At 63.8% G+C, this 20,840-nt stretch carries 21 protein-coding genes and 1 pseudogene; 17 read left to right on the top strand and 5 right to left on the bottom strand.

Going from position 1 to position 20,840, the window contains the following annotated elements; all coding sequences use genetic code 11:
- Positions 1-17 precede the first annotated feature (17 nt).
- The 12 genes from BPHY_RS00495 to BPHY_RS00440 all read left to right on the top strand — a co-directional run bounded on the left by BPHY_RS00495 (position 18) and on the right by BPHY_RS00440 (position 13,551).
- Entirely contained in the window at positions 18-659 is a 642-nt protein-coding gene (locus BPHY_RS00495) for a LysE family translocator (protein ID WP_012399524.1), read from the top strand.
- A gap of 520 nt (positions 660-1,179) precedes the next feature.
- Positions 1,180-1,950, top strand: coding sequence for a ferredoxin--NADP reductase (locus tag BPHY_RS00490; RefSeq protein ID WP_012399523.1), 771 nt, complete (start codon positions 1,180-1,182; stop codon positions 1,948-1,950).
- A gap of 522 nt (positions 1,951-2,472) precedes the next feature.
- On the top strand, positions 2,473-3,363 hold the full coding sequence (locus BPHY_RS00485) for a sensor histidine kinase (RefSeq protein WP_041763193.1): 891 nt from the start codon (positions 2,473-2,475) through the stop codon (positions 3,361-3,363).
- A gap of 61 nt (positions 3,364-3,424) precedes the next feature.
- Positions 3,425-4,081 carry a response regulator transcription factor RqpR gene (gene rqpR / locus BPHY_RS00480; RefSeq protein WP_012399521.1) on the top strand — a complete coding sequence of 219 codons (657 nt, stop codon included), beginning with the start codon at positions 3,425-3,427 and terminating at the stop codon, positions 4,079-4,081.
- A 137-nt stretch (positions 4,082-4,218) separates the two neighbouring features.
- Complete coding sequence (locus BPHY_RS00475; RefSeq protein ID WP_012399520.1) at positions 4,219-5,619, top strand: amino acid permease; 1,401 nt, start codon at positions 4,219-4,221, stop codon at positions 5,617-5,619.
- A gap of 384 nt (positions 5,620-6,003) precedes the next feature.
- On the top strand, positions 6,004-6,504 hold the full coding sequence (locus tag BPHY_RS00470; RefSeq protein WP_012399519.1) for a (2Fe-2S)-binding protein: 501 nt from the start codon (positions 6,004-6,006) through the stop codon (positions 6,502-6,504).
- Positions 6,505-6,515: 11 nt separating this feature from the next.
- On the top strand, positions 6,516-8,903 hold the full coding sequence (locus BPHY_RS00465) for a xanthine dehydrogenase family protein molybdopterin-binding subunit (RefSeq protein WP_012399518.1): 2,388 nt from the start codon (positions 6,516-6,518) through the stop codon (positions 8,901-8,903).
- A 12-nt stretch (positions 8,904-8,915) separates the two neighbouring features.
- Positions 8,916-9,713, top strand: coding sequence for an FAD binding domain-containing protein (locus BPHY_RS00460; RefSeq protein ID WP_012399517.1), 798 nt, complete (start codon positions 8,916-8,918; stop codon positions 9,711-9,713).
- A 133-nt stretch (positions 9,714-9,846) separates the two neighbouring features.
- Complete coding sequence (locus BPHY_RS00455; RefSeq protein WP_012399516.1) at positions 9,847-10,737, top strand: AAA family ATPase; 891 nt, start codon at positions 9,847-9,849, stop codon at positions 10,735-10,737.
- A gap of 5 nt (positions 10,738-10,742) precedes the next feature.
- Positions 10,743-11,978: a vWA domain-containing protein gene (locus BPHY_RS00450; RefSeq protein WP_012399515.1), complete on the top strand. Its 1,236-nt coding sequence runs from the start codon at positions 10,743-10,745 to the stop codon at positions 11,976-11,978.
- Positions 11,969-12,550, top strand: a complete 582-nt coding sequence (locus BPHY_RS00445) for a CoxG family protein (protein WP_012399514.1) — start codon at positions 11,969-11,971, stop codon at positions 12,548-12,550. Before BPHY_RS00450 ends, BPHY_RS00445 begins: the two co-directional genes overlap by 10 nt.
- A complete protein-coding gene (locus tag BPHY_RS00440; RefSeq protein WP_012399513.1) occupies positions 12,523-13,551 on the top strand; it encodes an XdhC family protein in 1,029 nt (342 codons plus the stop codon). Before BPHY_RS00445 ends, BPHY_RS00440 begins: the two co-directional genes overlap by 28 nt.
- A 110-nt stretch (positions 13,552-13,661) precedes the next feature.
- Here the strand turns inward: BPHY_RS00440 and BPHY_RS39195 are convergent.
- A pseudogene (locus BPHY_RS39195) lies at positions 13,662-13,832 on the bottom strand (PepSY-associated TM helix domain-containing protein); the annotation flags it as partial.
- 58 nt (positions 13,833-13,890) lie between these two features.
- Between BPHY_RS39195 and BPHY_RS00435 the strand changes: the two are divergent.
- Complete coding sequence (locus tag BPHY_RS00435; RefSeq protein WP_041763191.1) at positions 13,891-14,109, top strand: hypothetical protein; 219 nt, start codon at positions 13,891-13,893, stop codon at positions 14,107-14,109.
- 19 nt (positions 14,110-14,128) lie between these two features.
- Here BPHY_RS00435 and BPHY_RS00430 read toward each other — a convergent pair whose 3' ends face one another.
- Both BPHY_RS00430 and BPHY_RS00425 read right to left on the bottom strand, forming a co-directional pair.
- On the bottom strand, positions 14,129-15,151 hold the full coding sequence (locus BPHY_RS00430; RefSeq protein ID WP_012399511.1) for a serine/threonine protein kinase: 1,023 nt from the start codon (positions 15,149-15,151) through the stop codon (positions 14,129-14,131).
- A gap of 125 nt (positions 15,152-15,276) precedes the next feature.
- On the bottom strand, positions 15,277-15,489 hold the full coding sequence (locus tag BPHY_RS00425) for a hypothetical protein (RefSeq protein ID WP_012399510.1): 213 nt from the start codon (positions 15,487-15,489) through the stop codon (positions 15,277-15,279).
- Positions 15,490-15,866: 377 nt separating this feature from the next.
- On the opposite strand from BPHY_RS00425, the gene BPHY_RS00420 reads away from it, so the two are divergent.
- The 3 genes from BPHY_RS00420 (at position 15,867) to BPHY_RS00410 (ending at position 18,275) form a co-directional block, all read left to right on the top strand.
- Positions 15,867-16,586: a hypothetical protein gene (locus BPHY_RS00420; protein WP_012399509.1), complete on the top strand. Its 720-nt coding sequence runs from the start codon at positions 15,867-15,869 to the stop codon at positions 16,584-16,586.
- The gene (locus tag BPHY_RS00415; protein WP_012399508.1) at positions 16,552-17,823 is read left to right on the top strand and encodes an MFS transporter; all 1,272 of its coding nucleotides are present in this window, start codon (positions 16,552-16,554) and stop codon (positions 17,821-17,823) included. Before BPHY_RS00420 ends, BPHY_RS00415 begins: the two co-directional genes overlap by 35 nt.
- Positions 17,824-18,092: 269 nt before the next feature.
- Positions 18,093-18,275, top strand: a complete 183-nt coding sequence (locus tag BPHY_RS00410) for a hypothetical protein (RefSeq protein ID WP_007582094.1) — start codon at positions 18,093-18,095, stop codon at positions 18,273-18,275.
- Positions 18,276-18,386: 111 nt separating this feature from the next.
- On the opposite strand, the gene mgrA is transcribed toward BPHY_RS00410, so the two are convergent.
- A complete protein-coding gene (gene mgrA, locus BPHY_RS00405; protein ID WP_012399507.1) occupies positions 18,387-19,430 on the bottom strand; it encodes an L-glyceraldehyde 3-phosphate reductase in 1,044 nt (347 codons plus the stop codon).
- A gap of 309 nt (positions 19,431-19,739) precedes the next feature.
- Here mgrA and BPHY_RS00400 point away from each other — a divergent pair, with 309 nt between their 5' ends.
- Positions 19,740-19,940: a DUF3185 family protein gene (locus BPHY_RS00400; RefSeq protein WP_012399506.1), complete on the top strand. Its 201-nt coding sequence runs from the start codon at positions 19,740-19,742 to the stop codon at positions 19,938-19,940.
- Between the two features lie 44 nt (positions 19,941-19,984).
- Here BPHY_RS00400 and BPHY_RS00395 read toward each other — a convergent pair whose 3' ends face one another.
- Complete coding sequence (locus BPHY_RS00395) at positions 19,985-20,746, bottom strand: phytanoyl-CoA dioxygenase family protein (protein WP_012399505.1); 762 nt, start codon at positions 20,744-20,746, stop codon at positions 19,985-19,987.
- Positions 20,747-20,840 lie beyond the last annotated feature (94 nt).

The raw sequence follows: 20,840 nt of genomic DNA, 5'->3' as shown, positions 1-20,840 counted from the left end.
CGTGGCAACTCGTCTCCATGCACCACTACCTGCCGATCCTGCTGCAAATCGCCATTGTTTACCTGGTGGCGCTCATCAGTCCGGGCCCCAACTTTTTCATGATCACGCAGCTGTCGCTGGCGGGACGCCGCGGGCTCGGCGCCGCGTCGGCGCTCGGCGTCGGCACGGGATCGACCATCTGGGCTTCGCTCGCCATGCTCGGCTTCGCAACCGTGCTGCAGCGGATCGACTGGCTGTACAACGGCATCCGCATCGCGGGCGCGGTCTACCTGGTGTGGTTCGGCATCAAGCTCGTGTGCGCCAGCACAAAGCGCGGCGAAGCCATCATCGTGACTGTGGAAACGCCGCTTGCCAACGACCGCGCGGCGTATTGGCGCGCATGGCGCTCGGGCGCGCTCACGTGTCTGACCAATCCGAAATCGTGTGCGTTCTGGACCAGTATCTTCGCGACGCTGTTCCCCGCGCATCCGCCGCTGTGGTTCTATGGCGTGGCGCTCGCGATGATCGGCTGCATGTCGGTCGGCTGGTACGGCAGCGTGGCGCTGATGTTCGCGACCGAGCGCACGCAGCGCGGCTATCGCCGCCTGCGCCGGCCCATCGACGGCGTGTGCGGCGCCGTGCTCGTGGGTCTCGGCGCGAAGCTCGCAGCCGAAAGCTGAGCGCGCGAACGCACTGCCAAACACTGATTTTGCTCGGGTTTCCAGCTTCGGCAGCAGGGTCAATGCTGCAGCGCGCGATACGTTTCCGGTATTATTCTGAGATAGCGCCTACCAGCGCCTGTATTCGCTGAAAGGTTGCCGTCACCAGATGGCCGACGGGCGAATGCCCACCAGGCGCCGGCAGCCTGGCGCCCGTCACGGATCGGTGAGACCCAAGGGCAATACCCTCGAGGGTCATCCGGGCACGGACCCAGCGCCGTACCACCCCAGCAGTGCACTCTTGCCGCGCCGTGATTGACCGTCCGAACAGGACGCCAGCCGCGCCGGCGCCTGACAATCTGACTGGCAAACCATATTCACTGCCCAACCCGCCCCGGCAATGGCCGAGTCGGTAAGGCGGTAAAATAGCGGATTGCGCATCCTTCCCCGTCGTCGCCGACAACGGGCGATGCATCGCCTTTGCCGTGCCGGCCCCGCTTTTTTGTGTGGCCGACCTTGTTTTCGCACCATCGAAGAAGCCATGAGCAACCTGAATCCACAAACCGTCCTGAGCGTCCATCACTGGACCGATACGCTTTTCAGCTTCACCTGCACGCGCGATGCGTCGTTCCGCTTCGAAAATGGCCAGTTCACGATGGTCGGTCTCGAAGTCGACGGCAAGCCGCTGATCCGTGCGTACAGCATGGCGAGCGCCAATTACGAAGAAAATCTCGAATTCCTGAGCATCAAGGTGCCGGACGGCCCGCTGACGTCGCGCCTCCAGCATCTGAAGGTCGGCGACCAGGTTCTGATCGGCAAGAAGCCGACGGGCACGCTGATGGCCGACAACCTGCTGCCCGGCAAGACGCTGTGGCTGCTGTCGACGGGTACGGGCCTCGCGCCGTTCATGTCGATCATCAAGGATCCCGACGTGTACGATCGCTACGAGCGCGTGGTGCTGACGCACACCTGCCGTTTCGTCGACGAGCTCGCATACAAGGAATACATCACGGATCACCTGCCGGCGCACGAGCACATCGGCGAACTGATCCAGGAGAAGCTGGTTTACTACCCGACCGTCACGCGCGAGCCGTTCGCAAACCGTGGCCGCATTACGGACCTGATCGAAACGAAGAAGCTGTTCGACGACCTCGATCTGCCGCACTTCTCGCTCGAAAACGACCGCGTGATGCTCTGCGGCAGCCCGCACATGCTGCGCGACACGCGTGAACTGCTCGACAGCATGGGCTTCCAGGAAGGCAGCAACAACAATCCTGGCCATTACGTCGTCGAAAAGGCGTTCGTCGGCTAAGCCAAGCTCGCAACCAGGGGCGAGGCGCGCCCCACGGCGCACGCAGTTCTGTCGAAACACCGGAAACCGGAGCCTTTAGGCTCCGGTTTTTCTTTTTGCGGGCGCTCCGTGCCGATCGCACATACTGCAAGTCCGATACGCCCGACGCCTCGCTGCCTCGTCAGATTCGCGGTTACAAATCGCACGAGTCTGCGTAAACCTTTTATGTAGGTGTTTTTCTGACATAGCGCGGCGATCCAGCGCAACTTTTGCGTGAACAATGCGCCACAGGCCCTAAATACCGGGCATTTTTTCTTTCTTTTACGCTATGATCCAGGCAAGCAGCATTTGACAGACTTTTAACAAAACTGCCGTCGATTTGTTACAGAATGTAAATCTGGTTACGCGCAGACGTAGCGTTTTTCCGTCGCTGCCCTTCCTGCGGCGGACACATCTGGGGGTCAGGGTTCGCATGCGTTCTTCCGTCTACATGCTGCCGATGCGTCGCCGTGACGCCGGCTATATCGCTTCGTGAGCGGAGCCGTGGATACATCCATCGTCGTACCGATGCGTGGGCATGGCACGGCCGCCCGCAAGGGTGACGCGCAGCGCGCGTCCGGCGCCCGCGCAACCCGCTCCGCCAAGGCCGCGACACCTTCCGGCACCGCGACGCGAGCCACATCCACTGACGAAATCACGCGTCTGAAAGCCCGCGTGCGCGAACTGGCATCCGAGCTGACGCGCACGCAGGAAGCCACGCGCCGCCGCGTCGCGCAGGAACTGCACGACAGCCTCGGCGCCGAGGTCACGGCCGCGCGCTTTGCGCTAGCGGGCGTCGAAACGTGGCTTCCCGCCGATGCTCCGCCGCAATGCACCGCTGCCCTCCAAACCGCGCAGCGTTCGCTCGACGCCGTCACGCAAGCCGCGCAAGAGGCCGTCGCGGAACTGCATGCACCGACGCTCGACAAGGGCATCGTGTGTGCGCTGTCGCACTGGATCAATACATTTGCCGCACGCACGGGTCTGCGTATGAGCTTCGTGTGCGCCGCCGATGCACGCCTCACGCGCCTGTCGGCCGATGCGTCGCTTGCCGTCTTCCGCGTCGCACAGGAAGCGCTGAACAACGTCGCGAAGCATGCGCGCGCATCGGGCGCCGATATGCGCATCGAGGCAACGGCCCAGCATCTGAGCATCGTCGTCAGCGACGACGGCATCGGCATTCCGCCGCACGCCGGCCAGGACGAGCGCCAGTTCGGGCTGGCCGGGATGCGTGCACGCTGCAACGCCTTCGATGGCGAACTGAAGGTCGCCGCGACCTGTGACAAGACCCACGGCGAGACGCGCGGCACGACCGTAAACGCGCGCTTCGCGTGGAAAGCGCTAATGGGCAATGCGACGCGCCCACGTGCGCGTCGCACGGCGATCCGCCTGTGATTGCGCCGCCGGTACCTCACCCGATCCCGCTCGTCCCGTTTGTGATCACTGACTGCCCGTTATGAACCTGCGCATTCTGATCGCCGAAGATCACGCCGTCGTTCGACAGGGCGTGCGGCAATTGCTGATCGATCGCGGCGTCGCCGACGACGTGGCCGAGGCGCAGACGGGTGCGGAAGTGCTCGCGGAAGCGTCGAAGCATGTTTTCGACGTGATTCTGCTCGACATCTCGCTGCCGGATATGAACGGCGTCGAGGTGCTCAAGCGCCTGAAACGCAAGCTCCCGCGCATTCCCGTGCTGATGTTCTCGATGTATCGCGAGGATCAGTACGCGGTGCGTGCACTGAAGGCAGGTGCGGCGGGCTATCTGTCGAAGACGGTCGACGCCGCGCAGATGATCGCCGCAATCCAGCAGGTCGCAGCGGGCCGCAAATACGTAAGCCCGGCGATGGCGGAAGCGCTCGCCGACTACGTCTCGTTCGACGGCGAGCAGTTGCCGCACGAGAAGCTCTCCGACCGCGAGTATCAGACACTGTGCATGCTCGCGTCGGGCAAACGTCTGACGGACATCGCGGTCGCGCTGTCCCTGTCGGTGAAGACGGTGAGCGTCTACCGCACGCGGCTACTCGAGAAAATGAAGCTGCGCAACAATGCGGAGCTCACCTTTTATGTGATGAGCAATCGCCTCGTCGATCTGAATCCGGCGATGACGGCCTGACGCCGACCCACCGCGCCGCATTCGCGGCGCACAAGTGTTGTGCACCGGCAAGGGCCGGCCGGCTCGATTCCGCTAAAATCGCGGGTTTTCCCGACATTGGGCGCGCCACACGCGTGCTTCACAGGAGACCCCGCCAAATGTCCCTCTTTCGCAAGAAGAACGTCGAGCACATGATCGCCGGCGCGCAGGCTGCAGGCCTGAAAAAGGCGCTCGGCGCGCTCGATCTCACCTTTCTCGGCGTCGGCGCCATCATCGGTACCGGCATTTTCGTGCTGACGGGCACGGGCGCTGTGCAGGCCGGCCCGGCGCTGATGCTGTCATTCATCATCGCGGCCATCGCGTGCGGCTTCGCGGCGCTCGCGTATGCCGAATTCGCATCGACGATTCCCGTCGCCGGCTCGATCTACACCTATTCTTACGCAACGCTCGGCGAGTTGGCCGCGTGGATTATCGGCTGGGACCTGATGCTCGAGTACGGTCTGGCCACTTCGGCCGTATCGGTTGGCTGGTCGGGCTACCTGCAATCGCTGCTGTCCGGCTTCGGCGTGTCGCTGCCCGTTGCGCTGACGGCGGCGCCCGGCGCGCTGCCCGGCCACGAGACGCTGTTCAATCTGCCCGCCTTCCTGGTGATGATGGCGATCACGACGCTGCTGTCCGTCGGAGTGCGCGAATCGACGCGCGTGAACAACCTGATGGTCGCGATCAAGGTGACGGTCGTGCTGCTGGTGATCGCTGTCGGCGTGTTTCATGTGAAGCCTGCCAACTGGCATCCGTTCATGCCGAACGGCATGAGCGGCGTGTTCGGCGCGGCGGCCGTGATGTTCTTCGCGTTCATCGGCTTCGACTCGGTGTCGTCGGCGGCCGAAGAGGTGAAGAATCCGAAGCGCGATCTGCCGATCGGCATCATTGCGTCGCTGGGCGTGTGCGCGGTGCTGTATGTGGCCGTGGCGGCTGTCGTAACGGGCATCGTGCCGTCCGCGCAGTTCGCGAACGTTTCGCACCCGGTTTCGTATGCGCTGCAGGTCGCGGGACAGAACTGGGTCGCCGGTTTCATCGATCTCGGCGCGGTGCTCGGCATGCTTACCGTGATCCTGGTGATGGCGTACGGTCAGACGCGAGTGATGTTCGCGATGTCGCGCGATGGCTTGTTGCCGGCGGCTTTATCGAAGGTACATCCGCGGTTTGCGACGCCGTTCGCGACGACGTGGCTTGTTGGGATCGTGTTTGGTCTGATTGGTGCGCTCGTGCCGCTCAATGTGCTCGCTGAACTGATCAACATTGGCACGCTGGCGGCTTTTTCGATGGTGTCGATTGCTGTGCTCGTGTTGCGTCGCACGCATCCTGATTTGCCTCGCGCGTTCCGGTGCCCTGGCGTGCCCGTTGTGCCCGTTCTCGCTGTGGCCTCTTGTCTGTTTTTGATGGCGAACCTCAGCACTGTCACCTGGACTGCGTTTGTGATCTGGTTGCTGGTGGGGATGGTCGTGTATTTTGGTTATTCCCGTAGGCATTCGAAATTGGCGCATTCCGGTCGGTCGTAAGTCTATTTGCGTCGCCGCGTGTTACTCGCACAGCGAAAGCGCACAGCGAAAGCCCACAGCGAAAAACCGAAAAAGCGAAGCCCACGCCACGCGGCCCTCATTGCGTCGCAGACAGACGCAAAAACACCGCACTGCAACATCCTCTCATCTTCAACTATCGTCGCCGCGGGCACGCTTCCCCGATAGCCGCCTTTCGATTTTTGTGTTTTACTTTTCGACACAAGAACAACAACGAAGCACAAAAACGAACAGCAACACCAAACAGCACCCAACCGATCCGGACCCTCCCAGCAGGCAAGCAGGCGGTAGGTAATGAACGCGGGCCCGAACCGGTCTCGCCCCATCCGGGGCTCAAATCCAGGGGCGTCCCCAAGGAGACAGTTCATGGCGATCAGCATCAGTCTGACGGTGAACGGTTCACCCGTTACCGCGAACGTCGAGCCACACACCCTGCTTGTCCAGTTTCTACGCGAACAGCTGCGGCTGACGGGAACGCACGTCGGCTGCGATACCGCGCAATGCGGCGCGTGCACGATTCATCTGAACGGTCGCGCGATCAAGTCCTGCAACATGCTCGCCGTACAGGCCGAAGGCCAGGAAGTCACGACCATCGAAGGGCTGTCCAAAGACGGCGAACTGCATCCGATGCAGGCCGCTTTCCGCGAATGCCACGGTCTCCAGTGTGGCTTCTGCACACCAGGCATGGTGATGAGCGCAACCGCGCTGGTCGCGACGAACCCGAACCTCACGGAAGACGAAGTGCGTGATCAGCTCGACGGCAACCTTTGCCGCTGTACGGGCTACCACAACATCGTCAAGGCCGTCGTTCAGGGCGCGCAAGGCATGAAAGCCGGCGCGTCGTCGAAAGCCGCCGCGACTGCCTGAAGGAGCCCGCCATGAACGCACCCGATTCGCACCGCATGGTGGGCATGCCCGTCAAGCGCAAGGAAGACTATCGCTTCCTCACGGGCAACGGCCAGTACACCGACGATATCGTCCTGCCCGCGCAGACCTATGCCGTGTTCCTGCGCTCGCCGCATGCGCACGCGCGCATCAAGAACATCGACACGTCGGCCGCGAAACAATCGCCCGGCGTCGTCGCGGTCTTCACGGGCGCCGATCTCGCCGCTGAAAATGTCGGCGGCCTGCCGTGCGGTTGGCTGATCCACAGCGTCGACGGCAAGCCGATGAGCGAACCGCCGCACCCCGTGATTGCCCATACGAAAGTGCGCCACGTGGGCGACCAGGTCGCGCTCGTGATCGCCGATTCCGTGAAAGCCGCGAAAGACGCCGCCGAACTGATCGAGGTGGATTACGAAGAACTGCCCGCCGTGATCGACACCGCGCACGCCGCCGACGCTGGCCAGCCCGCCGTGCACGACGAAGTGCCCGACAATACCTGCTACACGTGGGGCCACGGCGACAAGGCCGCCACCGACGCCGCATTCGCCAACGCGCATCACGTGACGACGCTCGACATCGTCAACAACCGCCTCATACCGAACGCGATCGAACCGCGCGCCGTCAACGCCAGCTATTCGCCGCAGGACGACAGCTACACCGTCTACGTCGCAAATCAGAACCCGCACGTCGAACGGCTGCTGATGGCCGCGTTCGTGCTGTCTCTGCCGGAATCGAAAGTACGGGTGGTTGCGCCCGATGTCGGCGGCGGCTTCGGCTCGAAGATTTTCCTGTACGCGGAAGACGTCGCGCTGACGTGGGCGTCGAAAAAAATCCGCCGTCCCGTGAAGTGGACCGCCGAGCGCTCCGAAGCGTTTCTGTCGGACGCACATGGCCGCGATCACGTGACGAAAGCCGAACTCGCAATGGACGCCAACGGCAAGTTCCTCGCGTTGCGCGTGCACACGATCGCGAATATGGGCGCGTATCTGTCTACGTTCGCGTCCAGTGTGCCGACCATTCTCTACGCGACACTGCTCGCCGGTCAGTATGCGACGCCCGCGATCTACGCCGAGGTGAAAGCGGTGTTCACGAACACGGTGCCCGTCGATGCCTATCGCGGCGCCGGACGTCCTGAAGCGACGTATGTGGTCGAGCGTCTCGTCGAAACGGCTGCGCGCGAGATGAACATGGATCCCGCCGCCATCCGCCGTCTCAACTTCATTCGCTCGTTCCCGTACGCGACGCCTGTGGGTCTCACCTACGATACAGGCGATTACGAAGCATGTCTTTCGCGCGCACTCGAACTCGCGGACGTCAAGGGCTTCGCTGCGCGCAGGCAGGAATCGGAGAAGAACGGCAAGCGGCGCGGCCTCGGCTATTCGTGCTACATCGAAGCGTGCGGCCTCGCGCCATCGAACATCGCGGGCGCGCTGGGCGCACGCGCGGGTCTGTTCGAAGCAGGTGAAGTGCGCGTGCATCCCACAGGTTCCGTCACCGTCTTCACCGGCTCGCACAGTCACGGCCAAGGTCACGAAACGACGTTCGCACAAGTCGTGTCGGACCGCCTCGGCGTGCCGCTCGACAACATCGAGATTGTGCACGGCGACACTGGCCGCATTCCGTTCGGCATGGGCACGTATGGCTCGCGTTCGATCGCCGTCGGTGGCTCGGCGATCATGAAAGCGCTCGACAAGATCGAATCGAAAGCGAAGAAGATCGCGGCGCATCTGCTCGAAGCATCGGCGGACGACATCGAGTTCAAGGACGGCACCTTCCGCGTCGCGGGCACCGACCGCACGAAAACCTTCGCCGACGTATCGCTCGCAGCGTACGTGCCGCACAACTACCCGCTCGACAAGCTCGAACCGGGCCTCGACGAAAGCGCGTTTTACGATCCGACCAATTTCACCTACCCGGCAGGCGCGTATATCTGCGAAGTCGAGGTGGACGTCGATACGGGCGAGACGCGCATCGAGCGCTTCACGGCCGTCGACGATTTCGGCAACGTGATCAATCCGATGATCGTCGAAGGGCAGGTGCATGGCGGTCTGGGTCAGGGCATCGGCCAGGCGATGCTGGAGCGCTGCGTGTACGACAACGAAAGCGGCCAGTTGCTGTCCGGCTCATACATGGACTACGCGATGCCGCATGCGTCCGACCTGCCGTCGTTCACCGTCGAAACCGCCAAGGGCACGCCCTGCACGCACAATCCGCTCGGCGTGAAGGGCTGCGGCGAAGCAGGCGCAATCGGTTCGCCGCCTGCCGTGATCAACGCGATCGTCGACGCGCTTGCGCCGCTCGGCGTGAAGGATCTGCAGATGCCCGCCACACCGCATCGCGTGTGGTCCGCGATTCATGCTGCGCAACACTCACGTCCCTGAGCGGAGGCCGACATGTACTCATTCGACTATCAACGTGCCGCCGATCCGCAAAGCGCCGTCGACGGGCTGGCGGCTGACAGCGAAGCGAAGTTCCTGGCGGGCGGACAAAGCCTGCTGCCGACGATGCGCCTGCGTCTCGCGCAACCATCGAAGCTGATCGACATCACGCGCATTCCGCAATTGAAGGAGATTCGCGTCGAGCCGCAGAAGGTAACGGTCGGCGCGGCCGTCTGTCATGCGGACGTGGCGAACAGCGCGGACGTGCAGCGCGTGTTGCCCGCACTCGCGTTTCTCGCGGCCCACATCGGCGACCCGCAGGTGCGCTCGCTCGGCACGATCGGCGGATCGATCGCGAACAACGATCCCGCGGCGGACTATCCGGCAGCCGTGCTCGGACTGGATGGCACGGTCGTCACCGACCGGCGCCGCCTTGACGCCGCGGACTTCTTCGTCGGCATGTACGAAACCGCGTTGCAGCCCGACGAACTGATCGTCGCCGTCGAGTTTCTAGTGCCCGAAAAAGCGGCGTACGAGAAGTTCAGGAACCCCGCGTCGCACTTTGCGCTGACGGGCGTGTTCGTCGCGAAGACGGCGAGCGGTGTGCGCGTGGCGATCACGGGCGCGGCGCCTTCCGTGTTTCGCGCGACGGACATGGAGAACGCGCTCAACGCGGACTTCACGGAAGCGGCCGCGCGCGGCGTGACAATCGCACCCGACGACCTCAACACCGACATGCATGCGAGCGCCGACTATCGCGCTCACCTGATACCGGTGCTGACGGCGCGCGCGGTGCGGGCCGCGAACGGATAGCGATCGCGGCGAGCCACGAAGCGTTTGACCGACATGAGGCCCGGCGCGTCCGGGCCGCTTCGTTTATCGGGTTTATCAGGTCTGTCCTGCTGCATCGCTTCGAGCGATGCAAGCCGATCTGCCAGGGAGAACCATGCAGCCCGCTTCGATCGACGACACCCTCGCGCAGTTGACCGCGCAAGGCTACTTCGCGAGTCGCGAACTGGCGACCGCGCTCTTTCTTGCTCTGCGGATGGAGCGGCCGCTGTTCGTCGACGGCGAGCCGGGCGTCGGCAAGACGGAACTGGCGAAGGCGGCAGCGGGCCTGCTCGGCACGTCGCTGTTGCGGCTGCAATGCTATGAAGGTCTGGATACGGCCAGCGCGTTGTACGAGTGGGACTATCCCCGGCAGATCATGGCGCTGCGCCTCGCCGAAGCGGCCGGCGAGAAGCCCGACAGCAGCACGCTGTATCGCAGCGAATTTCTGTTGAAGCGCCCTTTGCTGCAGGCGCTGCTGCCTGACGACCATCACCCGGGCGCACGGCGCGTGCTGCTGATCGACGAAATCGACCGCGCCGACGAACCGTTCGAAGCGTTCCTGCTCGAACTGCTGTCTGACTTCCAGGTGTCGATTCCTGAATTCGGCACCGTGCGCGCCGAGCATCCTCCCCTCGTCGTGATGACGTCGAACCGCACGCGCGAAGTGCACGACGCATTGAAGCGCCGCTGTCTGTATCAATGGATCGGCTACCCGGAGCGCGAACGCGAACTGGCGATCGTCGCGGCGCGCGCACCCGAAACGGGCGAGGCGCTGCAACGGCGCGCCGTCGATTTCGTGCACCGGCTGCGCGGCATGGATCTGTTCAAGGCGCCGGGCATCGCGGAGACCATCGACTGGTGCCGCGCGCTTGCCGCCCTCAGCGTCACGGAGCTCGATCCGCAATCGGTGCAGGACACGCTGGGCGTACTGCTCAAGTATCAGGACGATCTCGCGCGCTTCGACGCCGAGCAGATTCGCCAGTGCCTCGCGGCGGCAGCGGAGTGATGTCGATGTTTCCCGTCCACGACACCGGCCCGGCGACGCTCGCGCGCAACGTCGTGCACTTCGTGCGGCTGCTGCGCGGCGCGGGTCTGCCGATGTCGCCCGCCCAAGCCGTCGATGCGCTCGACGCGTTGCGCTGGATCGATCTCGACCGGCGCGACGACGTGCGCGCGGCGCTAGCTGCGCTGCTCGTGCGCGCGCCCGATGAGCGCGATCTTTTCAATGCCGCGTTCGATCTGTTCTGGCGCGATCCCGACTGGGAAGGCAAGCTGCGCGCGCTGCTGCTGCCGAAGGTAACGAGCGGCGTGCCGCCGCCGAAGCGCAACAACCGTCTCGCCGACGCGCTCGCCGAGTCGAAGCAGCGCAAGCCAGTCGCGCAACCCGGCGACAACGACAAACACGAGTTGCACGCGCATGTGACGTTCAGCGCCGAAGAGCGTTTGCGTCATCGCGATTTCGATACATTGACGGCGGACGAATGGCGCACGCTGCGCCATCTGATTCGCGGTCAGCGTCTGCCGCTCGCGATGGAACCGACGCGCCGCCTCAAAGCCGCATCGCACGGCACGCATGCCGACCTGCGTGCGAGCGCGCGTCATGCCGTACGCGCGGGCGGCGACTGGACGGTGTGGAAATACCGCGCCGTAGTGGCGCGCAAGCCGCCCCTCGTGCTGTTGCTCGACATTTCGGGCTCGATGAGCAGCTACTCGCGCGCCGTGCTCTATTTCTGCCATGCGCTGCTGCAATCGCGCGAACGTCTGCAGGTGTTTCTGTTCGGCACGCGCCTCACCAACGCGACGCGCGCACTGAAGGAACGCGACCCGGATGTCGCCATCGCGGCGCTCGCTGATCAGGTGCTCGACTGGTCGGGCGGAACGCGCATCGGCGCGGCGCTGGCGGAATTCAACCGACGCTGGGCACGAAGAGTGCTGACTGGCAGGGCGACAGTGCTGCTTGTCACCGACGGCCTCGATCACGAAGCCATCGACGTCCTCGAAACCGAAATGGCCCGCCTGCGGCGCTTCGCGCACCGCATCGTGTGGCTCAATCCGCTGTTGCGGTACCGCGAGTTCTCGCCGAAAGCGCGCGGCGTACAGGCGATGCTTCCGTTCGTCGACGCGCACAAGCCGGTTCACAATCTCGACAGCCTGGCTGCGTTCGGCCGCGATCTCGCGCAATTGACGCGCGTGCCCCGCGACGCCGCGCGCACCGCGATATCAGGAGGAGCGACGTCATGGAGCTGACCGAAACCTATACGCTGCCCGTGCCGCAGCAACGGGCATGGGAAGCCCTCAACGATACGGAGGTGCTGCGCGCGTCGATTCCCGGCTGCGACAGCATCGAGCCGGACGGCGACAACGCGTACGCCGTCGCGTTGAGCGCGGCCGTCGGGCCCGTGAAGGCGCGTTTCAAGGGCCGCATGGAACTCACCGATATCGACGCGCCCAACACGTATACGATCGTCTTCGAAGGGCAAGGCGGGGCGGCCGGCTTCGGCAAGGGGCAAACTCACGTCAAGCTCGAACCCGACGGTGACGAAGCGACGAAGCTCACTTACACCGCAAACGCGCAGGTCGGCGGCAAGCTCGCGCAGATCGGTTCACGGCTCGTCGACGGCGCGGCGCGCAAGCTAGCGGGCGAATTTTTCCGGCGCTTCACCGAGCAGGTGTCGGGCGGCGGTGACACCGCACAGGCAGAAATCGCCGATTCCGGCGACACTGCAAGCCAGTCCGCCGGCGGCGAAAGTGCCGGCGAAGGCGGTGGAGAAGAACCGAAGAGGAAGAAATCATGGACAGCGTGGATCTCGAAGTCCTGAAGACCAGCGCGCGCTGGCTCGAGCAGGGGCATCGCGCGCTACTCGTGACGGTAGTGAAGACGTGGGGCTCGTCGCCGCGTCCGGAAGGCGCGATGCTCGTCGTGCGCGACGACGGCGCGGTGGTGGGGTCGGTGTCGGGCGGCTGCATCGAGGACGACCTGATTGATCGCGTGCGGCAGGCCGGCATCGAGCAAGCGAGGCCGGAAGCAGTAAAGTACGGCATCACGGCGGAAGAAGCGCATCGTTTCGGATTGCCCTGCGGCGGCACGATCCAGCTTGTGCTGGAGCCGTTGACGAAAGCGAGCGGCATCGCCGAACTGTGTGAAGCGGTGGAAAACGGGCGGCTCGTCGCACGCACATTGGACATGCAAACGGGTGTCGCGCGACTGGGCCCGGCGCAAGCGACGGATGGCGTCGACTTCGACGACAAGCGGCTGCTGACGATACACGGCCCGCGTTACCGGATGCTCGTAATCGGCGCCGGGCAACTGTCGCGCTATCTCTGCAATATCGCGGTGGGGCTCGACTATCAGGTGACCGTGTGCGATCCGCGTGAAGAATACACCGACGAATGGGACGTGCCGGGCACGAAAGTCGTGCGCACGATGCCCGACGATACGGTGCTCGACATGAAGCTCGATGAGCGCTGCGCGGTGATCGCGCTGACGCATGATCCCAAGCTCGATGACCTCGCGTTGATGGAAGCGCTCAAGACGCCGGCGTTTTATGTCGGCGCGTTGGGCTCCCGGCGCAATAACGCGGCGCGGCGCGAGCGGCTCAAGGAATTCGATCTCACGGAAGCCCAGCTGGCCCGGCTGCACGGGCCGGTAGGGATTTATATCGGCAGCAGGACGCCACCCGAAATTGCCGTATCGATTCTCGCCGAAGTGACGGCGGCGAAGAACGGCGTTTCACTGCCGACGCTGCTGCAGGTGGAAGGCGCTAAAGCGGCGCGTGAGATTGCGGCTGGCGGCGGGGCGGCTTGCCGTATCCCCGAGTAGTCTTCTTTGCATCGGACCGCGAGGCGGGCAGCGCGCGGTCCCTACTCTGCCTGCCCCGGGCATCGGCAGGAGCGCAAGTCGACTGAGAGCCGCGTCCGGCGAAACGCGCCTTACATCAACCCGCAGGCCACAGCCGCGACGATCGACCTGGCAATCAATACAGCGCCTGCCGTCCGCCGCCTGTTGAGTTCCGTCCACAGCAGCACGCCCGTCAGCGACAGCAGAATCAGACTGCCCGCGATCGTATCGATCAGCAGCACCCAGCCGACGCTCATCGGTACTCGATAAAGCGGTCTTGCGCGGTCATCGCCTCCGGCATGCAAGCGCGCATGTCGCACCGTGACGCGCGACGGGTACACGCGTTTTGACAATGAGGTGTGTTCGCCGGAAGACTTCACGCAGATGCGCGCAGGCATCGAAACGATCGGCCGCGACGTGCGCGCGCAAGTGATTGGCCGCTCGAGGCTTGCGGAAACGGCGCAACGCTCAGCGGCGGCAACGGCGGTCGCGGTGCGCGCAATTGCCGGACGGCAGCGCCGCACTCGCGCCGCCGACTGACGACGCCTTGCGCCGGACTTTACACGGGCCAGAGCGGCCCTTCCTGCATTGCGCCGATCTGCTCGCGCAACTCGAGAATACGGTCTTCCCAGTAGCGCTGCGTGTTGAACCAGGGAAACGCAACCGGAAACGCCGGATCGTCCCATCGGCGCGCGAGCCACGCCGAGTAGTGAATCAGCCTTAAGGTGCGTAACGCTTCGATCAGATGCAGTTCGCGCTGATCGAACTCGCAGAAGTCCTCATAGCCCGCAAGCAGATCCGTCAGCGCGCGCGACGCTTCCTGGCGCTCGCCCGGCAACAACAGCCACAGATCCTGAATGGCCGGGCCCATGCGGCTATCGTCGAAATCGACGAAATGCGGGCCTGCATCGGTCCACAGCACGTTACTCGGATGGCAATCGCCGTGCATGCGTATCTGACGCACATCGCCCGCCCGTTCGAATGCCTGCTCGACGCCTTCCAGCGCCAGATTCACAGCGGCCTCCCATGCGGTACGCACGTCGGCGGGAATGAAGTCTTGCGCAAGCAGATAGTCGCGCGGCTCGTAACCGAAGGTGTGAATCTCGAGCGTCGGGCGCGCCGCATAGTTCGCCGTCTGACCGACGGCGTGAATGCGCCCGATGAATCGGCCGAGCCATTCCAGCGTGTCCTTGCGGTCGAGATCCGGCGCGCGGCCGCCGCGCCGCTCGAAGACGGAAAAGCGAAAGCCGTCGAAGGTATGCAGCGTGGCGCCGTTGAAGGTGCGAGCGGGCACGGCGGGAATCTCGCGTGCGGCCAGTTCCGCGACAAACGCGTGCTCTTCGAGAATCGCTTGGTCGGTCCAGCGTTCGGGCCGGTAGAACTTCGCGACGACGGGCGGGCCGTCTTCGACGCCGACCTGATAGACGCGGTTCTCGTAGCTGTTGAGCGGCAGCATGCGCCCGTCGGTGCGCACGCCCACGGTGTCGAGTACGCTGTCGAGCGCGTCGAGCACCACCTCCGGCGCGAGCCGGGCAAACGGAACAGCGTGGCCGTCCTGCGAAATTGGAGTGTCTTCGTTCATGCCCGCATTGTGCGCCGTGACGGGCACAAAAACGAGCGCAAGTGTCGCCGGCGTATCACTCGCGACGCGGCGCGTTCAGCGGCCGCACACCTCGCCATACACGATGGCAGCAAAGAAAATCGCGCTCAATGCACCTGTGCGCCCGCGGGACGAACGAACTCGCCCGTGTCGATCAGATCCTCGAGGAAAAAGGGTTCGGTGTTCAACATCTTCGACGTGCCCGGCTCGCCGGCGTACCACGCCACCATTGCCATGTCGCCGAGAATGCGCATCACGATTCCGCGCGCGCCTTGTGGCACGGCGATATGCACGGATCGAACAATAGAACCGACTTGCATGATATTGCCCCGTTCTCCCAATTGCCGGCTTGTTTGAAATTGCGCCGGTCAATGTGCTGATAAAAGCGCTGCAACGAGCAGAAGGTTGCATGCGCACCTGAATCGAAACCAAGGGCTGGAAGACTCGCATCTGTCGCCCGTTGCACCCCATTGTTGCCGTTTTGGGCTCTTTGGCAAAGCAAAAAGTAAGGCCTCGTCAGGCGCCCGTTCGGTCGACTCGACTTACGAAAACCTGACTGTTCCCGCCCGTCACAGGCTCATCATAAACCGGCCGCCCCACCCCTCTCAAAAAAGTCGGTATAAGCCACGATACGCGCTACGTTCCAGCGTCACGCCAACATCAGCGAAGCGCTCGCCCAAGGTATAACGCATCCACCGTGCCTACCCTGCGGCTGTCATTGTCGTCGCCGTCGCTTACCGCGCACGAACTGTACGACTACGGTTACAACCTTCTCCCGAAGACGCAGCTCGCGAGCGGGCCGCGTGCGTCGACGCGAGAAATCGTCGATGGCATCAGGATCATGATGCCGGCGCTGCACAACCTCCTTCCCGACTCGCGCGTCGCGCACTATCTGTTCATTCCACTCGCCGAGGCCGTCGTGTTTGCGATCTCGCGCCGTCCTTCTCGCGGGCGGACGCCGGTGCCAACGCTCGCGAAGTATCCGCTGCACAACCACCGCCGTCCCGCCGACTTCCATCATTCGCAGGTGGCGCGCAACCCGTTCATGCAAGTCCATCTCGCGTTCGAACGCAGCTTCGAGAGCGTGCGCACGCGATATCGTGCGTTCCTCGCGGCACGCGTCGCGCGGCCCCGAATCTCGCTGCCCGCCGACGAGCCACTCACGCATCCCGAAGAAGCCGGCCAACCCGCAAGTGCGCCTGCCTCCATGCGTGATGAGCGCCGATTAAGCACCCATCGCGGACGCTCCGGTCCGCGTCTTGCTGCAGAGCTCGACGACGTCCGGCGTGCAATGGGCGTATCGTTGAGCCCTTGCGCGTCCGTTAGCGTCGCGCGTTTCGCTGCAACTTTCGCCACGCCTCATCATTTCCGGGAGTTTTGTTGTGACCGCATCGTCGGACCCGAGTCGGCCCGCTGATTCTTCGTCTTTTGCCTCATCCTCCCCTTCCCCCTCCGGCGCGCCATATCTCGAGCGCGGCACGCGCGCCTACTGGCGCGCCAGTCTCGCGCTGCTGTTCGCCGGATATGCGACGTTCTCTCTGCTCTACTGCGTGCAGCCGCTGCTGCCCGCGTTCTCCGCTTCGTTCAATGTCAGCCCTGCGCAAAGCAGCCTGTCGTTGTCGCTGACGACGGCGGCGCTCGCACTCGCGGTGTTCGTCGCGGGCTTCGTGTCGGAAGGATGGAGCCGCCACCGGCTGATGACGGCTTCGCTCACCGCCTCGTCGCTGCTCACGCTCGCGGTCGCGGTCACGCCGCAGTGGCACGCGCTGTTGTTGCTGCGCGCGCTCGAAGGGCTCGCGCTCGGCGGCGTGCCTGCCGTCGCGATGGCGTATCTCGCCGAAGAAGTGCACCCCGAAGGCCTCGGGCTCGCGATGGGCCTTTACGTGGGCGGCACGGCCATCGGCGGCATGGCGGGACGCGTGATCACGGGCGTCGTCGCGGATCTGTTCTCGTGGCGCGCCGCGATCGGCACGATCGGCGTGCTCGGCATTCTGTCCATGCTCGCGTTCCGCTCGCTGCTGCCGCCGTCGCGCCATTTCGTGCCGCGCCGCGGACTTGGCTTCGCGCATCACCGCAGCGCGCTTGCCGGGCATTTCGGCCGGTCCGGTTTGCCGCTGCTGTTCCTGATGGGCTTCGTGTTGATGGGCAGCTTCGTCACGCTGTACAACTACATCGGCTACCGGCTGCTCGCGCCGCCGTTCGGGCTGAGCCAGACAGCCATCGGCGGGATTTTCGTCGTGTATCTGACGGGCGTGGTCGCGTCGCCGTGGTCGGGCCGCATGGCCGACACGTTCGGACGCGGACGCGTGCTGACGGGCAGCATCGTCATCATGTTGTGCGGTTTGCTGCTGACGACCACGCAGTCGCTGTCGCTCATTGCATGCGGGATCGCCTGCGTGACGTTCGGCTTCTTCGCGGGACACGCGGTCGCGAGCGGCTGGGTCGGACGGATCGCGAAAGAGGCAAAAGGCCAGGCGGCCGCGCTGTACCTGCTCGCTTATTACCTCGGATCGAGCATCGTCGGTTCGTATGGCGGGCGCGTGTGGGCGGCGTACACGTGGACGGGCGTTGCGGCGCTCGTCGGGGCGTTACTGCTGCTCGGCATAATCGCATCCACACGCTTGTGGGCCCGCGAACGCATCGGCGCGGCGTAGTCATTCCTGCAATCCTCGCAACGCTCGCCCGCAGGTCGACCGATAAAACGCATATTCAGAAAGGTCGACGTAAGCGGACGCGCTCGCGGCGCGAGCCCCCTTGCGCCGCTGTGCGAACCGCGCAAAGCCTTGTCCCGCTTCGGTATCCCGCGCGACGGGCAAAAGCGCGGGCGCGCTGCAGCCAGCCAAACGCATCCGCATGGTCTTCTATACTGGTTTCAGGCGCGCCGCATGCAGCCGCGCCAGACGCCTATACAAAGGAGACGGGCATGCACTACTTCACGATCGGTGATTTCATTCTGGTCATTCCGATGGCGCTGGCCGGGGCACTGTTCCTCGGCGCGCTTCCATGCAAAACCGAATTCAGGCACAACACGCTGCGTGTGTTGGGCGCGCTGCTTGGTGTCGTGTTTGCGGTCGTGCTAGTAGAGGGCTTGCCTGCGCTCGTTTAGAGAGCGATTTTCGCGTGCGAAAGGCGCTGGTGGAAGCAACCCCGCGCACCATTGAAAAAGCCGCCAACATGGGCGGCTTTTTTATCTCGCATCGACTTGCGATTGTCGCGATCAGATGTGCTGATCCGTCGATGGCTTCTCCCACAGGTTCACGCTGCCTTCCGTCGCATAGCGATCGATCTCCGCCAGCTCCTCCGCTGTGAACGACAGGTTCTTCAGCGCCGCGACATTCTCGCGGACCTGCTCGGCCTTGCTCGCGCCGATCAGCGCAGACGTCACGCGCGAATCACGCAGCGTCCAGGCGAGCGCCATCTGCGCAAGGCTCTGACCTCTGCGTTGCGCGATGTCGTTGAGCTTGCGCACGCGCTCGATATTCTGCTCGCTCAGGTGCTCCTGCTTCAGCGAACCGCCGCCCGCCTTGTTGACGCGAGCGTCCTGCGGCACGCCGTTCAGGTATTTGCCGGTCAGCAGACCTTGCGCGAGCGGCGTGAACGCAATCGCACCCGAACCCGTTTCCTCCAGCGCGTTGAGCAGTTCGCTTTCGATCCAGCGATTCAGCATGTTGTATGCAGGCTGATGAATCAGCAGCGGCACCTTGTATTCCGCAAGCAGCTTTGCCATTTCGCGGGTCTTTTGCGCGGAGTACGACGAGATGCCGATATACAGCGCCTTACCCTGCTGCACCGCGCTCGCAAGCGCACCTGCCGTTTCTTCGAGCGGCGTGTCGACGTCGAAACGGTGCGAATAAAAGATGTCGACGTAGTCGAGACCCATGCGCTGCAGACTCTGATCGAGGCTCGCGAGGATGTATTTGCGCGACCCGCCGCCCTGGCCGTAGGGGCCAGGCCACATATCCCAACCGGCCTTCGACGAAATCAGCAATTCATCGCGATACGGCCTGAAGTCGTCCTTGAAGATGCGGCCGAAGTTCGTTTCCGCGCTGCCGTATGGCGGGCCGTAGTTGTTCGCCAGGTCGAAGTGAGTGATGCCGAGATCGAACGACGTGCGCAGTATGTCGCGTTGCGTCGAGATCGGCGTGGTGTCGCCGAAGTTGTGCCACAGGCCGAGCGACAGTGCCGGCAGTTTGAGACCTGACTTGCCGCACACGCGGTACTGCATATCCGAATAACGGGCTGAAGCTGCTTCGTAAGCCATTGCCGAAGTCCTTGTCGAGAACTGAAGTGGAGTCGACGATGCCGTCGTGCATCGCTCGGGTGAACGCTTGTTGTTGTCGTGTCGTGCCGCCGTGATACCGCGTGCGGATGACGCGGTACCGGTATCACACGAAGTTTACGGTGCCGCTATCCGGCACCAGCTGGCGGCCGGCCAGCGACGGCCCAACACGATATGTTAGCCAATTGCCGCTTGCGCTGCAGACGCCCACACTGCGGGACGCGAGCATGGACTCGAGGGCATCGATCACCTAGACTTTCGGCCTGGTTATCCATCGATGAGGAAGTGTTCATGACCAAAGCGATTTCGCTCGCATTGATCGCCGGCGGTGTCGTGCTGCTGTACTTCGGCGGCCAGTCGTTCCATTCGTTTAGCGACGATGTGTCGCGAGTCTTCACGGGCTCGCCGACCAGCAAGACCATCTTCCTGATCGCCGGCGGGATCGTTGCGACGCTCGCAGGCCTGATCGGACTCGCGTCGAACAGGCGCTGACGCGCCGCCGCATAGCGGCCCCGGCCAGCGGCGGGACAAGGGGTTCAGAACGCGACTTCGGGCTTCGACGCAGAGCGCGAACCCGGCAGCGGCACATTGCTCGCGCCGTGATAGGTGAAGACGAGCGAGAACTTCACCTGCTCCGACAGATTCTTCCCCGCCGAATGCAGCGTGTTGCAGTGGAAGAAGACCACGTCGCCCGCCTTCAGCGCGGGCGACACCGCTTTCTGGATCAGCGCGGCATTCTCCGGCACGTCCGAGCGGAAGAATTTCGCTTCGTCGAAGCGATCCGACGTGAACGCTGCGGCATGCGAACCCGGCACGAACCAGAGCGCGCCGTTATCGACGATTTCGTCGCCGAGCGCGAGCCACACCGACACCAGATCGTCGCGCTCGAATGACCAGTAGCGCACATCGCGATGCCAGCCCGTCAGGCTGCCGTACGCGGGATGCTTGGTCATCATGCAGTTGTGATGCGCGCGCGACAGGCGCGGCTCTTCGCCGAAATACAGTTCCATCCAGCCGCGGATTTCCGGCGCCGTCCCCCATTCCGCAAACCGCGGATGACGTGCATAAGCATCCAGCAGACGCCGCACGGTATGACCGCCGGGCGCTTCTTTCGACTCCGGCGCGCCAGGATAGCGCAGGTCCGCTTCGAATTCGACCGGGTCGGCCGCGATCTGCAACTGCTGCCGCGCGATCTGTTTCATCTCGTCGCAGCGCTCGGGCGTGACGAGACTCGGCACCACGACAAAACCCTGCTCGCGCAGCACCTGAATCTGCTCTTTCTTCGAATGGACTGACATGGACGTTCCGTTCAGCTAGCGTTCGTTCGACAACCGGTTTCCCATTGTAAAACGGGCACGATCGGATCGGCGTCCGGTCTTGCGTTGCGCCTCG

It is taken from the genome of Paraburkholderia phymatum STM815 (assembly GCF_000020045.1).
GTDB classification, from domain to species: domain Bacteria; phylum Pseudomonadota; class Gammaproteobacteria; order Burkholderiales; family Burkholderiaceae; genus Paraburkholderia; species Paraburkholderia phymatum.
Note: the sequence above shows the minus strand (reverse complement) of the source record. Positions and strands in the feature narration are given on the sequence as shown.